Below are 16,047 nucleotides of genomic sequence, written 5' to 3'. Positions count from 1 at the left end.
CGGGCCGCATCGTCGCAGGACGACTCCGTACTCTGGACAAGGTGACCGTCGGCTGCGCAGAATCTCCGGAACTGGTCACGTTGTTGGCCGGGCGCCGGATCGCGGTGCTGACGGGCGCGGGCATCTCCACCGATTCGGGCATCCCCGACTACCGCGGGCCCGATTCGCCGCCCAGCAACCCCATGACCATCCGCCAGTTCACCGGCGACCCGGCGTTTCGCCAGCGATATTGGGCACGCAACCACGTCGGTTGGCGTCACATGGACGAAACGCTGCCCAACGCGGGCCACCGGGCGCTGGCCGCACTCGAGGATGCGTCGGTGGTCACCGGCGTGATCACCCAGAACGTAGATCTGCTGCACTGCAAGGCGGGCAGCCGAAACGTCATCAACCTGCACGGCACCTACGCGCAGGTGGTCTGTCTGAGCTGCGGATCCACCATGGCCCGCGCCGCGCTGGCCGAACGGCTGGAAGCGCTCAACCCCGGATTCATCGAGCGCGCCGAGGCCATCGGCGGGCTGGCGGTGGCACCCGACGCCGACGCCGTCGTCGCGGATACCGCGTCGTTTAGGTATCTGGGTTGCGAACACTGCGGTGGCATGCTCAAGCCCGACATCGTCTACTTCGGCGAGAGCGTCCCCAAAGACGTTGTGGCCCAAGCGTATAAGTTGGTCGAGGCGTCGGAGGCGCTGCTGGTCGCCGGCTCGTCGCTGACGGTGTTTTCCGGCTACCGGTTCGTGCGCCACGCCGCCGCGCTGGGCATCCCGGTGGCCATCATCAATCGCGGCGACACCCGCGGCGACCACCTGGCCACCGTCAAGGTCGATGGCGGCTGCTCGGAGTTGCTGGTCCTGCTCGCCGACGAGTTAGCGCCCCTGGCAACGCATTAGAAGGTGCATGGCATGCTGCGGATGGCGTGCACGAAGTTGCCCGCCAAATAGGATGGCTGGCCCGCCTGGATGTCGGGAAGCTGACCAAACAGCTCGCCGAAGATGGCGCGCAGTTGTGCGCGGGCGACGTGCGCACCGAGGCAGAAGTGCAGTCCGCCACCGCCGAAGCCGACGTGGGGGTTGGGGTCTCGGTCCAGGCTCAGCCGCTCCGGATGGTCGAACACCTCGGTGTCCCAGTTGCCGGACGGATAGAACATGACCACCTTATCCCCCGCCCGGATGGTTTGACCGCCCAGCTCGGTATCCGTTGCGGCGGTGCGGCGAAAGGTCATGACCGGCGTCGCCCAGCGGATGAACTCCTCGATGGCCGTGCCAATTCGGTTGTCGAAATCCTCGAGCAGCCAGGCCTTCTCGTCAGGAAAATCGGTGAGCGCCCGCAGGGTATGGCTGATGGTCTGACGGGTGGTGTCATTGCCCGCCACCGACAGCAGGACGAAGAACGCCGCCACCTCCGCGTCTTCCAAACGGTCGCCGTCGACTTCGGCGGTGACCAAACTGCTGATCAGGTCGTCACCCGGGTGCTCGCGACGTTCGGTGGCCAGCGTGCCGACGACTTGGTGCAGATACAGCTGGTTTTCCAGCAGAACGTCCAGCGCCGGGCGCCCGCCGAGAAATTCCGGGTCGGCCCAAGAGACCAGGGCGTCGGTGGCGTGCGCCATGCGCCCGCGCTCTGATTCCGGGATCCCCATCATGTCCGACAGGGTGCGGATGGGCAGTTCCTTGGCGCAGTGTTCGACGAAATCCGTGCCGCTGCCGGCCGATCGCAGCTCTTCGACGATGGTTTTGGCGTTGGCCTTGATCGAGTCCTCGATGCGGCGGACCTGGCGGGGGCTCAGCGCGGCGTGAGCGAGCTTGCGCAGCTTGGTGTGTCGCGGGGGATCCATCGCCAGGAAGGACTGCGACGCCTCGAGCAGCTCCACCGGGATGCTCTCGAACATCACCCCCCGGCCGGACAAAAAGGCGTCGTTGTTGCGGCTTACCGCGACGATGTCGGCGCGGCGAGTGACCGCCCAGAAGCCGGGGTCGGTCGGGTCGGGCATCAGCGAATCCTCGACCGGGGGATGCCAGCTCACCGGCCGCTCGGCCCGCAGCACGGCGAACGAGCGCTCCCGATCGGCCGCGGTGGTGGACCAGAACGCGCGCGAGGACAAATCGATCTCGTCATAGGCGCGGCCGGACTTGTCGGTCCCGGACTTACCCGTCAGCACGGCCATGGTGGTGATCCTCCGTCTCGTATGACCCCGGTCACAGGCTCTCCGTGACGATATGCCTAGACACTATGTCTAGTCAACATGTCGACCACTCAGCTATGCTCGGCGCATGCCGTCGCTCACCCGCAAGCCGCAGGGCCACCGGAGCGTGGGCCGTGAGCAGCGGCGCGAGCGAATGGAGCGCCGGCTGCTGGACGCCACCGAGCAGCTGATGCGCGACGGCGCGAGCTTCACCGAACTCAGCGTGGATCGGCTCTCCAATGCGGCCGGCATCTCCCGGGCCAGCTTCTACATCTATTTCGAGGACAAGGGGCATTTGCTGCGCCGGCTCGCGGGCCAGGTGTTCGGCGACCTGGTCGACGGCGCGCGAAGTTGGTGGAGCGTGGCCGGGCGCCATGACCCCGACGATGTGCGGACGGCGATGAGCCGCATCATCGCCGCCTACCGGCGCCACCAGGCGGTGCTGGTCGCGCTCAACGAGATGGCCGCGTATGACCCATTGACGGCGGAGACCTATCGAGAACTGCTGACCGGCATCTCCGAGCAGCTCACCAGTGTCATCGAAGACGGTCAGGCGCACGGCTCGATCCGCCCTGAGCTGGCCGCCCTCACCACCGCGAGCGCGCTGACGTGGATGGTCGAGCGGGCCTGTCAGCAAAATTTGCCGAAAAAGCCCCCATATTACGACGCCGAACTGGCCGCTACCCTGGCCGAGATCGTCTGGGGCGCATTGTATCTCAAGCCCATCTCGGCGAGGTAACAGTAGCGCGAGCAGACGCAGAATCGCACTTTCGAAGGACAAATGATGCGATTCTGCGTCTGCTCGCGTCTACACCGCCACCAGATCGTCGGCGTGCACCGCGGGCCTACGCAGCTCGCCGGGCAGTTCAGAGGTCGAGCGACCCATCATGGTGACCAATTCGGTCGCGTCGTAGGCGACCACACCGCGGGCCACCATCACCGCGTTTGGGCCGCGCAATTCGACGACGTCGCCGGCATAGAACCTGCCGGAGATTGCGGTGATCCCGGCGGGCAGCAACGAGCGACGTTGGCGCACCACGGCGCGCACCGCACCCTCGTCCAGGGTCAATGCGCCGGCCGCCTCGGCCGCATAACGCACCCAGAACCGCCGGGCCGACATCCGGATTGGGCGCGCGGCGAACACCGTGCCGGTTGAAGCGTCGGTGAGCGCGGTCGCCGCGTCGGCGGCCGCGGCCAGCAGCACCGGCACGCCGGCATCCGCGGCCAGCAGCGCCGAGGACATCTTGGAGGTCATTCCGCCGGTGCCCAGATCGCTTCCGGGCCCGGCGATTACACCGATCAGATCCGCGGAGCTGGACACCTCCGCGATGAATTTCGCGCCTTCGGTTTTTCGGGGATCCGCGTCGTACAGTCCGTCGATGTCGGACAGCAACACCAGCGCCTCGGCGCCGACCAGGTGAGCCACCAGCGCCGAAAGCCGGTCGTTGTCACCGAACCGGATCTCATTGGTGGCCACCGTGTCGTTCTCGTTGACGATCGCCACCGCGTGCAGGGCGCGCAGCCGATCCAGCGTGCGCTGGGCGTTGGTGTGCTGCGCCCGCATCGAGATGTCGTGTGCGCTCAGCAGCACCTGCCCCACCGTGCGGCCGTAGCGGGCGAACGCGGCGCTCCACGAATTAACCAGCGCGACCTGACCGACGCTGGCCGCGGCCTGCTTCGTCGCCAAATCCCTGGGACGGCGGGACAATCCGAGTGGCTCGATGCCGGCGGCGATGGCCCCCGACGACACGATTACGACGTCGGTCCCGGCCTTCATCCGTGCCTCGATGGCATCGGCCAGCCCGGCCAGCCGGCCGGCGTCGAACACCCCGGCGGGTGTGGTCAGTGCGTTGGTGCCCACCTTGACCACCAGGCTGCGGGCGCCGCGGATGGCCTCCCGGTGGGCGCTCACTGCTCCTCACCGCGTTCGCGCCGCTGCCGCCGGGCGGCCTTGCGTTCGGCGGCGCCGACGCGCTCGGTGCGCTCCAACCGCGCATCGGTGCCTCTCCCAGACATCGGTCCCTTCATCGCAACCTGTTGTCCGGCAGGCGTTTGCGGCTCCCAATCAAACGTCATGTCCCCGATGGTCACTTCGCAGCCCGGGCGCGCGCCCAGCCGCAGCAATTCCTCTTCGACACCCAGGCGTGCGAGCCGGTCGGCGAGATATCCCACGGCCTCGTCGTTGTCGAAGTTGGTCTGGCGGATCCAGCGTTCGGGGCGCGCGCCGCTGACCACGAAGGCGCCCGGCTGCTGAGGGTCCGGCTGCACGCTGAAGCCGCTGTCGTCGACGGGTACCGGCCGAATCACCGGACGCCGCGGCACAATCTCGGGCTGGGCCGCCTTATAGTCAGAGATGATCTGCCACATCCCGAATATCAACGGCTGCAATCCTTCTCGTGCGACGGTCGACACCAAGAACACCGGCCAACCGCGCTGCGCGATCTCGTCACGGACGAACTCGGCGAGCTCGCGCGCCTCGGGCACGTCGATCTTGTTGAGCACCACGGCGCGGGGCCGCTCGGTCAGGTCACCCAGCGCCGCATCCCCTTGCAGGGTGGGCGTATACGCGGCCAGTTCGGCCTCGAGCGCATCGATCTCGGAGATTGGGTCGCGGCCGGGATCCGCGGTGGCGCAGTCGACGACGTGCACCAGCACGGCGCACCGCTCGATGTGGCGGAGGAAATCCAGGCCCAGGCCGCGGCCCTGCGATGCGCCCGGGATCAGGCCGGGCACGTCGGCAACGGTGAAGGTGTGCTCACCCGCCGACACCACGCCGAGGTTGGGAACCAGCGTGGTGAACGGATAGTCGGCGATCTTGGGTTTGGCCGCCGAGATCGCCGACACCAGCGAGGACTTGCCGGCCGACGGAAAACCGATCAGGCCGGCGTCGGCCACGGTCTTGAGTTCCAGCGTCAGGTCGCGAGCCTGGCCCTGCTCGCCCAGCAGCGCAAAGCCGGGAGCCTTGCGGGCTCGCGATGCGAGGGCGGCGTTGCCCAGCCCGCCGCGTCCCCCCGCGGCCGCTTCGAAGCGGGTGCCCGCGCCGACCAAATCGGCGAGCAGCCGACCATTTTCGTCGAGGACGACGGTGCCGTCGGGCACTTTGACTTCCAGGTCGGCGCCGGCGGCGCCGTCGCGGTTGTTGCCCATCCCCTGCTTGCCCGATGGCGCGGTGACGTGCGGGTGGAAATGGAAGTCGAGCAGGGTGTGCACCTGCGGGTCGACCACGAACACGATGCTGCCGCCGCGCCCGCCGTTGCCGCCGTCGGGCCCGCCGAGCGGCTTGAACTTCTCGCGATGGACTGAGGCGCAGCCGTTACCGCCGGCACCGGCGCGCGCATGGATGACTACGCGGTCGACGAACCGAGGCATCGTGGGTCCTCTCACCTACCACCGGGCGCCGAAAATACCGGGCTGGGCCCGGAAAGACTCCTCAGTCGGTGGCTTGTCCGGCGGCCACGATGTTGACGGTCTTGCGGCCGCGCTTGATGCCGAACTCAACGGCGCCGGCTTCCTTGGCGAACAAGGTGTCATCGCCGCCGCGCCCGACGCCCACGCCAGGGTGGAACTTGGTGCCGCGCTGGCGGACAATGATCTCGCCCGCCTTGACGACCTGGCCGCCGAATCGCTTCACGCCCAGCCGCTGCGCGGCGGAATCACGACCGTTGCGCGAGCTGGAAGCGCCCTTCTTGTGTGCCATGTCTGTCGCCTTCGCTACTTGATGCCGGTGACCTTCAGGACCGTCAGCTGCTGACGGTGTCCCTGACGCTTGTGGTAGCCGGTCTTGTTCCTGAACTTGTGGATGCGAATCTTGGGGCCTTTGGTGTGCTCGAGCACCTCGCCGGTCACCGCCACCTTGGCCAGGGCGGCCGCGTCGGTGGTGACCTTGGCGCCGTCCACCACCAGGGCGACCGGCAACGACACGTTCGAGCCGGGCTCGGATTCGAGCTTCTCGACCTTGACGACGTCCCCGACGGCGACCTTGTACTGCTTGCCGCCCGTCTTCACGATTGCGTAGGTCGCCATCGTCGCTCCTGCTCCTTCTTTTGGCCGCTGCTCTGCGCGTCGCGCGCGAACCAGCCGCGGTGCACGTGGTGGGTCTGGGTTGCGGGCCTGCGCCGATCACCCGGGAGTCCCGCTGCCGCCGGCCGAAGTTTTTTCTCGTCCGGCCTGACGACAACTGTCCAAGGGTACGTGACCAGCGGCTACAGGGTCAAACTGGGCATCACCGGCTCAGTCCGCGTGGATCGGCGGTCCGGCCGGCCTGCCCGCGGCGCGCCGGCGTCGGGGGCGCGGGCCGGCCTGCTCGGCCCCGGCGGAGACCCGCCCGACGTCGGCGTCCTCGGAATCGTCGTCTTCGGTGTCCAGGTCGTCGTCGTCGAGCTCGAGATCCTCGTCATCGTCGCCGAGGTCCTCCTCGTCGTCGATGTCCTCGTCGTCGAGGTCGTCGTCGGAGTCCTCCTCGTCGTCCGAGTCCTCCTCGTCGGAGTCCTCGTCGAAGTCCTCTTGGTCGGTGTCCTCGACGTCACCGTCGCGCGCCGCCTTGTTCTGGTCGAGTTCGTCGGTGGCTTGCGTGGTCTCGTCGGATTCATCCTCGGAGTCCCCCTGCGTCGAGGAGCCGGCGGCCATCGCCTTGAACATCGGGTGCTCGCCGGGAGCGTGGGCGGGCACCTTGGCCACCACCGGCTCTTCGGCCTTGTTCTTCTTGCGCCTGCCCCGGCGGCCGCCCCCACCGGCTTCGGACTTGCGCCCGTTCGACGAGGCCGAATCCACTGGATCGGCGTGCAGCAGGATCCCCCGACCGCCGCAGTTCGGACAGGACGTCGAAAAGGCCTCGATCAGGCCGGTGCCCAGCCGCTTGCGGGTCAGCTGGACCAGGCCGAGAGACGTCACCTCGGACACCTGATGGCGGGTGCGATCGCGGGCCAGCGCCTCGGTCAGCCGCCGCAGCACCAGGTCGCGGTTGGACTCGAGCACCATGTCGATGAAGTCGATGACCACGATGCCGCCGATGTCGCGCAGCCGCAGCTGGCGCACGATCTCCTCGGCCGCCTCGAGGTTGTTTTTGGTGACCGTCTGCTCGAGGTTGCCGCCGGATCCGGTGAACTTGCCGGTGTTGACGTCGACCACCGTCATGGCCTCGGTCCGGTCGATCACCAGCGTGCCGCCGGACGGCAGCCACACCTTGCGCTCCATCGCCTTGGCCAACTGCTCATCGATGCGATGCACCGCGAACACGTCCGGCCCCGCCTGCCCATCCGGCCCCGCGGGCGCCTCGTACTTGTTCAGTTTCGAAACCAGGTCGGGCGCAACGGAATTCACGTAGTCGTTGATAGTGGTCCAGGCTTCTTCACCGGAGACGATGAGGCCGGCGAAATCCTCGTTGAACAGATCGCGGATGACCTTGACGAGCACGTCGGGCTCTTCGTAGAGGGCCACCGCGGCGCCGGCGGCCTTCTCCTTGATCTCGATCGCCTTGGCCTCGATCTGTTGCCAGCGCTCCTGCAGCCGCGTGACGTCGCTGCGGATGTCCTCTTCTTTGACGCCCTCGGACGCCGTGCGGATGATCACCCCGGCGTCGGACGGCACGACTTCGCGCAGGATCTCTTTGAGCCGCTGACGCTCGGTGTCGGGCAGCTTGCGGCTGATCCCGGTAGACGACGCCCCCGGCACGTAGACCAAATAGCGGCCCGCCAGTGACACCTGCGTGGTCAGCCGCGCGCCCTTGTGCCCGACCGGGTCCTTGCTGACCTGGACTACGACATAGTCGCCCGGCTTGAGCGCCTGTTCGATCTTGCGGTCGGACCCGCCGAGCCCGGCGGCATCCCAGTTGACCTCGCCGGCATACAGGACACCGTTGCGGCCGCGGCCGATGTCGACGAACGCCGCCTCCATAGACGGCAGTACGTTCTGCACGATGCCCAAGTAGATGTTGCCCACCAGCGACGCGGATGCGGCCGACGTGACGAAGTGCTCGACGACGATGCCGTCCTCGAGCACCGCGATCTGGGTGTAACGCGCGCCCTGGTGCGGCGGCTCGGTGCGGACCCGGTCGCGCACGACCATCATCCGCTCGACGGCCTCGCGGCGCGCGAGGAATTCGGCCTCGGTCAGCACCGGGGGGCGGCGCCGTCCGGCGTCGCGGCCGTCCCGGCGTCGCTGCCGCTTGGCCTCCAGCCGCGTCGAGCCGTTGATGCCCTTGATCTCGTTGTTCGAGCCGGCGGAGTCGTCTGCGCCGAACTTGCCGTTGCGGGGCGGGCGCTCGTGCACCACCGTATTCGGCGGATCGTCGGGCGACGAACTCTCGTCGTTGTCGTCGGCGGATCCGGATTTGCGGCGTCGGCGCCGCCGGCGGCGGCGATTGCCGCCGTCCGCCGATCCATCTTCACCGTTGTCGGAATCGTCGGAATCGTCGGAGTCGTCGGAGTCGTCCGAGTCGTCGGTGTCCCGGCCATCGGAGTCCTCGGAGTCCGTGGAGTCCGGTTGGCCACCCTTCTTGCCCCGCGGTTGGCCCTCGTCGTCGTCGCCGTCCTCGCCCTGGCCGTCGGATCCGCCCTGCTCACCGCGTCCACGACCGCGACCGCGACGGCCACGCCGCCGCCGCTTGTTCGACGGCCGGTCGGTCTGCTCGTCATCGTCGGTGTCGTCCGAGTCGTCGCCGTCATCGCTGCCGGCGTCGTCCTCGCGGGCCTCGATCGGCCGCGGTGCGACGAACAACGGCAGGTAATGCGGCCGCTCGACGGCGCTATCCGGGGTCTCGAGCAGCAGCCGGGATTCGGGTTCGTCGGCTTCGGTTGCCGGCGCGGTGTCCGCGTTCTCCGGGGGTGCCGCGAGCTGGGCGGCCGTCAGCAGGTCGCGTACCCGCACCGCATCGTCGCGGTCCACGGTGGAATGCGCGCTGCGGATTCGGCCGTCGAGCTCGCTGAGCGCGTCCAACACCCGCTTGCTGGTGGTTCCCAACGTTCGAGCCAGCGAATGAACCCTCAAGCGGTCCGGCAGTTCCTCGGGCCGAGTCGATTCTCCTGATGGGTCTGCAGTCGGTGCACCGTCTACCACGTATTCTCCTCAAGCCCCCGGGCGCGTCGTTACGACGCGGCCACGCGAGGGCTTCGCTATGGGCCCGGGTCACTTCTCCCGGGCTTGTGATGGTCTCGCCCCGAGCGGCCCAAAATCGCAGACCCACTCGGCGCCGTGCTGAATGACGGCCTGACATGCAGCGAACCAAGGCGACGGGGCTCTTGGTCGCGCTTGTCTAAGTCTTCATTCGGGTGCCTGTCGCCGGTCCGGCGACGTTCACCCGATACCAGTATCCCACATCACGTCGCGGTCCCAGCCACACGTGAGCCCGCCGGCATCAGCGATGTCGCTCGGGACGGGCCGCGGCGGCTATCGCCGCAGCTCTACGCGTTGGGGAACCAGAGCGCGATTTCACGCTTCGCGGATTCAGTGGAATCCGACCCGTGCACCAGATTGAGTTGCGTCTCTAGCCCGAAGTCGCCGCGGATGGTGCCGGGAACCGCCTTTTCCACCGGGTCGGTACCGCCCGCGAGCTGGCGAAACGCGGCGATCGCCCGGGGGCCCTCGACGATGGCCGCCACCACCGGTCCCGAGGTGATGAACCCCAGCAGGGCGTCGAAGAATGGCTTGCCCTCGTGTTCCGCGTAGTGCTGGGCGGCGAGGTCGCGGCTGACCGCCCGGAGCTCCAGCGCGGCGATGGCGAGGCCTTTGCGTTCGATGCGGCCGATGATCTCCCCCACCAGCCGCCGCTGGACGCCGTCGGGCTTGATCAGTACCAATGTCCGTTCGGTCACGGCGGACAGCGTACATAACCAGGCGGCGACGGGTCGGGCGACGGCGGTCGGGAGGTCATCGTCGTCCGCCGGCGCTATCCCTGCCGGCGCCGGACCTCGGCACGGAAGTAGGCGATCAAGCCCCACAGCCCGGCGAACAGCACGCCGATGAACCCCACCCCCGGGTAGACCGCGAACCCGGCGAGCAGGATCACCTGGACGCCCAGGTTGGCCCAGATCGCCCAGGGTTTGCGCTGCTCCGCGGCCATCAGGATCAACAGCACGGCCAGGCCGATCAGGTAGCCCAGCGACACCGTCGTCAGGCCGCCGCCGACCGCACCCACCACCGGGATCGCCAGCAGCACCACGATCGCTTCCAGGATCAGCGTCAAAGCCATCACCGCGCCGAAGCTTCGCCACGGGTCGGCAGGCTGCGTCGGGGCGCGCTCCTCGGGGTCCTCGGGGACGCCGGTCATTGCGGATCACGACCAAACAGGGTCCGGGCCGCCCCGGCGGTGACCACCGAGCCGGTGACGACGATGCCGATGCCGGAGAACGCATCGGCCGGACCGTCCGTCGCGGCGTCATCCACCAGTGCGGTCGCGATGTCGATGGCGTCGCGCAGGTTCTCGGCGGTGCTCACGCGGTCGGGACCGAATCGCTCGCGCGCGGCCAGGGCCAGCGATTCGACGTCGAGCGCCCGGGGGGACCCGTTGTGCGTGACCACGACCGCGTCGAACACCGGCTGCAGGGCGGCGAGGATGCCGTCGACGTCCTTATCGGCGAGCACGCTGAGCACGCCGACGAGATAGCGAAAGTCGAACTCGCCGGCCAGCGTCCGCGCCAGCGCCGCCGCACCGGCGGGATTGTGCGCGGCGTCGATGAACACCGTTGGGGCGCTGCGCATCCGCTCGAGCCGGCCGGGGCTGGCGACGGCGGCGAAACCCGCACGCACCGCGTCAACGTCGAGCTGACGCTGCGCGCCGGCGCCGAAAAACGCCTCGACCGCGGCAAGGGCCAGCACGGCGTTGTGCGCCTGGTGTTCGCCGTGCAGCGGCAGGTAGACGTCCGAGTACACCCCACCGAGACCCTGAAGCTGCAGCACCTGGCCGCCGACCGCGACCTGACGGCCCAGCACGGCGAACTCCGAATCCTCGCGGGCCACCGCGGCGTCGGCTTGCACGGTTTGGTCCAACAGCACCGTCATCGCCTCGGGCGCCTGACGCGCAATGACTGCGACGGTGTCGGGCGCGCCCTCCGGGGCGCGGGTGATGATGCCGGCCTTCTCCCGCGCGATGCCGGCGAGATCGTCGCCCAGGTATTCGACGTGGTCGACCGAGATCGGGGTGATGACGGCGACCGGGGCGTTGATCACGTTGGTTGCGTCCCAGCGTCCGCCCATCCCCACCTCGACGACCGCGACGTCTACGGGGGCATCGGCGAAAGCGGCGAAGGCCATCGCGGTCAGCACCTCGAACTTGCTCATCGCGGGCCCGCCGCCGGCTTGCGACTGCGCGTCGACCATCTGCACGAACGGCTCGATCTCGCGGTAGGTCGCGACGTAGCGGGCCGGGCTGATGGCCTTAGAGTCGATCGAGATGCGTTCCACCGCCGATTGCAGGTGGGGACTGGTGGTGCGCCCGGTGCGCCGGTGCAGCGCGGTGATCAGCGCGTCGATCATGCGGGCCACCGAGCTCTTGCCGTTGGTGCCCGCCACGTGGATCGAGGGGTAGGCCAGCTGCGGTGAGCCCAGCAGGTCCATCAACGCACTGATCCGGGTCAGGCTCGGCTCGATCTTGGTCTCCGGCCAACGCTGATCCAGCAGGTGCTCGACCTGCAACAGCGACGCGATCTCGTCCGGGGTGGGGACCGGGTCGGGAAACTCGGCGGCAACCTCGTCGCGCGGCCACTCGGGCTCAGTCATCGAACGCTCACTGCAGTCCGGCTAGCCGCGCGTTGATCCGCTCGGTTTCCTCCTGGGCCAGGCGCTGACGGTCCCGGATCTTGTCGACGACGTTTTGCGGGGCCTTGCCCAGGAAGTCGTCGTTGGCCAGTTTGGCGGTCGTCGATGCGAGCTCCTTGTGCGCCACGGCCAGGTCCTTTTCCAGGCGGCGACGCTCGGCGGCGACGTCGATGGTCCCTGAGGTGTCGAGTTCGACCACGACGGTGCCGCCGCCCAGTCGCACTTCCACCGACGCCGACGGGCGGAACTGCGGATCCGCGGCGGTGAGCCACGCCAGCGAGGTCACCGCGCTCACCTGGGTGTCCAGATCGGTTTCGTCGACGCCGGTCATCCTGGCCGGCACCTTCTGCCGATCGGCCAGCCCCTGGTCGCTGCGGAACCGGCGCACCTCGGTCACCAGCTTCTGCATGTCGGTAATCCGCTGCGCGGCAACCTGATCCAGGCTGATGCCGGACGACTGCGGCCAGTCGGCGATCACCAGCGACTCGTGCTGGGCCTCCCCGCCGGTGAGGGCCTGCCACAAAGCCTCGGTGATGAAGGGGATCACCGGGTGCAGCAACCGCAACAGGGTGTCCAGCGTCGCCGCCAGCACGGCCGTGGTGTGTGTGATCCCTTCGGCCAGTTGGGTTTTGGCTAATTCCACATACCAGTCGCAGAATTCGTCCCACGCGAAGTGGTAAAGCGCCTCGCAGGCGCGACTGAACTCATAGCTATCGAATGCCGAATCCACTTCGGCGCGCACCTCTTCCAGCCGCCCGAGGATCCAGCGGTCGGCGTCGGTCAGCTCGGCCGGCGGGGGAAGCGGGGTCAGCTTGGCGCCGTTGAGCAGCGCGTAGCGGGTCGCGTTGAACAGCTTGGTGCAGAAGTTGCGCGAGGCCCGGACGTGATCCTCGCCGACCGCGAGGTCACCGCCGGGACTGGCGCCCCGCGCGAGCGTGAACCGCAGCGCGTCGGCACCGAACGCGTCCACCCAGTCCAGCGGATCGATGACATTGCCCTTGGACTTGCTCATCTTGCGGCCGGACTCGTCGCGGATCAGCCCGTGCAGGAAGACATCGGTGAACGGCACCTGCGGGCCGCGGCGGCCATCCAGGGTGATGGCCTCGTCGTCGCCCACGAAGGTGCCGAACATCATCATCCTGGCCACCCAGAAAAACAGGATGTCATAGCCGGTGACCAGAACGCTTGTGGGATAGAACTTTTCGAGCTCGGGGGTCTTATCCGGCCAGCCCAGCGTGGAGAACGGCCACAGCCCCGAGGAGAACCAGGTGTCCAGGACGTCGGGGTCCTGCTCCCAACCCTCCGGCGGGGTCTCGTCGGGACCGACGCAACGCTGTTCACCGTTGGGGCCATACCAGATCGGGATCCGGTGACCCCACCACAGCTGACGCGAAATGCACCAGTCGTGCATGTCGTCGACCCAGGCGAACCATCGCGGCTCCAAGCTGGCGGGGTGAATCACGGTGTCACCGTTGCGCACCGCGTCGCCGGCGGCCTTGGCGAGCGACTCCACCCGGACCCACCACTGCAGCGACAGGCGCGGTTCGATCGGCTCACCGCTGCGCTCGGAGTGTCCGACGCTGTGCAGGTAGGGCCGCTTCTCCTCGGTGATCCGGCCCTGGGCCGCCAGCGCCTCGCGCACCGCGACCCTGGCCTGGAATCGGTCCATGCCGTCGAATTGCGTTCCGGTGTCGGTGATCCGGCCCTTGGTGTCCATGATCGAGACCATCGGCAGCTGATGGCGCAGTCCGATGTCGAAGTCATTGGGGTCGTGGGCGGGCGTGACTTTGACTGCGCCGGTGCCGAATTCGGGATCCACGTGCTCGTCGGCCACCACCACGAGCTGACGGTCCACGAACGGGTGCGGCAGATTGGTGCCGACCAGGTGTCGGTAGCGCTCGTCGTCGGGATGAACCGCGATCGCGGTGTCGCCGAGCATCGTTTCCATCCGGGTGGTGGCCACCACGATGTGCGGCTGCGAGTCGTCCATCGATCCGTACCGGAACGACACCAGCTCGCCTTCGACCTCCAGATAGTCGACCTCGATGTCCGAGATCGCCGTCTGCAGCACCGGCGACCAGTTGACCAGCCGTTCGGCCCGATAGATCAGTCCGGCGTCGTAGAGGCGCTTGAAGATCGTCCGGACCGCTCGCGACAGCCCCTCGTCCATGGTGAACCGGTCGCGGCTCCAGTCCACGCCGTCGCCAAGCCGGCGCATCTGGGCACCGATGGCGCCGCCGGACTCCCGCTTCCAGTCCCAGACCTTTTCGATGAAGCGCTCTCGCCCGAAGTCCTCTTTGGTCTTGCCGTCGACCGCGAGTTGCTTTTCCACCACGCTCTGGGTCGCGATGCCGGCGTGGTCCGTGCCCGGCTGCCACAGCACCTCGTAGCCCTGCATCCGCTTGCGGCGCGTCAGGGCGTCCATCATGGTGTGTTCGAGCGCGTGGCCCATGTGCAGGCTCCCGGTCACGTTCGGCGGGGGCAGCACAATCGAAAACCCGGGCTTGGCGCTGTTCGGGTTCGCCGCGAAGTAGCCCGCGTCCACCCACGTCTGGTAGATCGCGCCTTCAGCCGCGGCGGGATCCCACGACTTGGGCAGATCGGTGGCGGGGCTGCGGCTGGCGGTCACCCGTCAATTCTAGGGAGCGGTGTTTACCCTCGTGTAAGCGCCCAAATGCGTGAGCCGGGTCACTAACCCAGCCGTTCCACCTCCAATGCGACGCCCGCGCCCGGAAAACGGTCCAGCAGCGCGTCGCCCATCGCGGCCGCGGGCGTGAGAACGCCGTGCAGGTCTGGGAGCTTGTCGCGATCCAGCGCGAGCGCCAGGCCGCACTCCCCCAACAACACCGACGTCGCCTTGTAGCCCGGGTCACCGCGCTGCTCCATGCGCGCCACGAACCGGGCGCCGGTGGTTGTGGTGGTGAACGTCTCGATCCGGTAGTAGCCGCGTTCCCGGGCGGCCTCGCTCGGGCCGGTGCCGGGCTTGGGCACGATGCGCTCCACCAGCCGGCGCGGCAGCAGCCGGAAGTAGCGGCTGCCCAGCCCGAGGGTCGCGGCGCCGAGCCCGCCCACCACAGCGGACGCCACCGGGGCCAGTGGCGACGAGCCCAGGCTCATGCTTTCGCTGTAACGCAATTGGCGGCCGTAGGCCCAGTCCAGCAAGGCGTTGCTGCGCCGCACGATTCGGGTGTTGTAGGGCGCCATCAAAAAGCCCGCCGTCCACAGGCCGCTCAGTTCGGGCGCGATCCGGGCACCACGACGCAAGGGCAGATCGGGCTGGGGGCCGATCTCGGGTTCGGCGCTGCGGTCGGTGGTCAGCGTGTACGGATCGGCGAGTTGGCGGCGGGCGTCGGGATCGCGGGAGGCGGTGTCCAGCACTTCCAACATCGAGGCGACGGTTCCGCCGGACACGCCGCCGGAGAAGGAGCGGACCACCAGGTCGGTGTCGACGAGTTCTCCCGCGCCGCCGTCTCGCGCGGCCCGGTAGAGCGCATACACGCTGAGGTCCGAAGGAACGGAATCGAAACCGCACGCGTGCACGATGCGGGCGCCGGTGTCCGCGGCCTGCTTGTGGTAGAGGTCGATGCTGTCACGGACGAACATCGCCTCGCCGGTCAGGTCGGCGTAGTCGGTGCCGGCCGCGGCGCACGCGGCCACCAGCGGCAACCCATAGCGGGTGTAGGGCCCGACCGTGGTGATGACGACCTGGGCGCGGGCGGCCATCTCGTTAAGTGTCGAGGGCGACGAGGCGTCGGCGTTGACAATGGGCCAGGACTGCGCGGTTTCGCCCAGCGTGTCGCGGATGGCGCGCAACCGGTCGGCCGATCTGCCGGCCAACGCGATCCGTTTGTCCGGCGCCGAACGGGCCAGGTATTCGGCGGTGAGTTTCCCGACGAAGCCCGTCGCCCCATAGAGCACAATGTCGAATTCGCGCGGCGTTGCGGTCACGAGCCCGACGCTACCCGACCCCGGGGGGCCCAACCCCTGGAGCTAAGAAGTGCCCGGCCCCAGGCCCCGCCCGTGTTATTTTTTAGAAAGCCATATTTGTTAGAAAGCCCGCGCGAAAGGGTACAGCTAAGACCCCGCCGCCCCAGACCCCCCCCGCGCCCCAGCCC

Annotated in this window: 13 protein-coding genes; 2 read left to right on the top strand and 11 right to left on the bottom strand. The window is 68.2% G+C overall.

Annotated features, from left to right (window positions below; all coding sequences use genetic code 11):
* The first annotated feature begins 41 nt into the window (after positions 1-41).
* Positions 42-890 (top strand): SIR2 family NAD-dependent protein deacylase, encoded by an 849-nt coding sequence (locus BST14_RS01885; RefSeq protein WP_083062909.1) that lies wholly within the window; start codon positions 42-44, stop codon positions 888-890.
* Here the strand turns inward: BST14_RS01885 and BST14_RS01880 are convergent.
* A complete protein-coding gene (locus BST14_RS01880) occupies positions 887-2,164 on the bottom strand; it encodes a cytochrome P450 (protein ID WP_083062908.1) in 1,278 nt (425 codons plus the stop codon). The genes BST14_RS01885 and BST14_RS01880 overlap by 4 nt on opposite strands.
* Before the next feature lie 106 nt (positions 2,165-2,270).
* Between BST14_RS01880 and BST14_RS01875 the strand changes: the two genes are divergently transcribed.
* Complete coding sequence (locus BST14_RS01875) at positions 2,271-2,921, top strand: TetR/AcrR family transcriptional regulator (protein ID WP_083062907.1); 651 nt, start codon at positions 2,271-2,273, stop codon at positions 2,919-2,921.
* A 69-nt stretch (positions 2,922-2,990) separates the two neighbouring features.
* On the opposite strand, the gene proB is transcribed toward BST14_RS01875, so the two are convergent.
* From proB to BST14_RS01825, 10 genes are all read right to left on the bottom strand, one after another.
* Complete coding sequence (proB, locus tag BST14_RS01870; protein ID WP_083062906.1) at positions 2,991-4,094, bottom strand: glutamate 5-kinase; 1,104 nt, start codon at positions 4,092-4,094, stop codon at positions 2,991-2,993.
* On the bottom strand, positions 4,091-5,551 hold the full coding sequence (gene obgE, locus BST14_RS01865; RefSeq protein ID WP_083062905.1) for a GTPase ObgE: 1,461 nt from the start codon (positions 5,549-5,551) through the stop codon (positions 4,091-4,093). The genes proB and obgE overlap by 4 nt, the downstream gene beginning before the upstream one ends.
* A 61-nt stretch (positions 5,552-5,612) precedes the next feature.
* A complete protein-coding gene (gene rpmA / locus BST14_RS01860) occupies positions 5,613-5,879 on the bottom strand; it encodes a 50S ribosomal protein L27 (protein WP_008255217.1) in 267 nt (88 codons plus the stop codon).
* A gap of 14 nt (positions 5,880-5,893) precedes the next feature.
* The gene (rplU, locus tag BST14_RS01855; RefSeq protein ID WP_007769829.1) at positions 5,894-6,205 is read right to left on the bottom strand and encodes a 50S ribosomal protein L21; all 312 of its coding nucleotides are present in this window, start codon (positions 6,203-6,205) and stop codon (positions 5,894-5,896) included.
* Positions 6,206-6,412: 207 nt separating this feature from the next.
* Positions 6,413-9,235, bottom strand: coding sequence for a ribonuclease E (gene rne / locus BST14_RS01850; RefSeq protein ID WP_083062904.1), 2,823 nt, complete (start codon positions 9,233-9,235; stop codon positions 6,413-6,415).
* Positions 9,236-9,579: 344 nt separating this feature from the next.
* On the bottom strand, positions 9,580-9,990 hold the full coding sequence (gene ndk, locus BST14_RS01845; RefSeq protein ID WP_083062903.1) for a nucleoside-diphosphate kinase: 411 nt from the start codon (positions 9,988-9,990) through the stop codon (positions 9,580-9,582).
* Between the two features lie 74 nt (positions 9,991-10,064).
* Positions 10,065-10,445 (bottom strand): DUF4233 domain-containing protein, encoded by a 381-nt coding sequence (locus BST14_RS01840; RefSeq protein ID WP_083062902.1) that lies wholly within the window; start codon positions 10,443-10,445, stop codon positions 10,065-10,067.
* On the bottom strand, positions 10,442-11,893 hold the full coding sequence (gene folC / locus BST14_RS01835) for a bifunctional tetrahydrofolate synthase/dihydrofolate synthase (RefSeq protein ID WP_083062901.1): 1,452 nt from the start codon (positions 11,891-11,893) through the stop codon (positions 10,442-10,444). The genes BST14_RS01840 and folC overlap by 4 nt, the downstream gene beginning before the upstream one ends.
* A 7-nt stretch (positions 11,894-11,900) precedes the next feature.
* The gene (locus tag BST14_RS01830; protein ID WP_083062900.1) at positions 11,901-14,561 is read right to left on the bottom strand and encodes a valine--tRNA ligase; all 2,661 of its coding nucleotides are present in this window, start codon (positions 14,559-14,561) and stop codon (positions 11,901-11,903) included.
* Positions 14,562-14,623: 62 nt separating this feature from the next.
* Positions 14,624-15,880: a saccharopine dehydrogenase family protein gene (locus BST14_RS01825; protein ID WP_083062899.1), complete on the bottom strand. Its 1,257-nt coding sequence runs from the start codon at positions 15,878-15,880 to the stop codon at positions 14,624-14,626.
* Positions 15,881-16,047: the final 167 nt, after the last annotated feature.

It is taken from the genome of Mycobacterium arosiense ATCC BAA-1401 = DSM 45069, from assembly GCF_002086125.1.
GTDB classification, from domain to species: Bacteria; Actinomycetota; Actinomycetes; order Mycobacteriales; family Mycobacteriaceae; genus Mycobacterium; species Mycobacterium arosiense.
The sequence above is the reverse complement of the archived record's forward strand: the minus strand, read 5'-3'. Positions and strand labels throughout refer to the sequence as shown.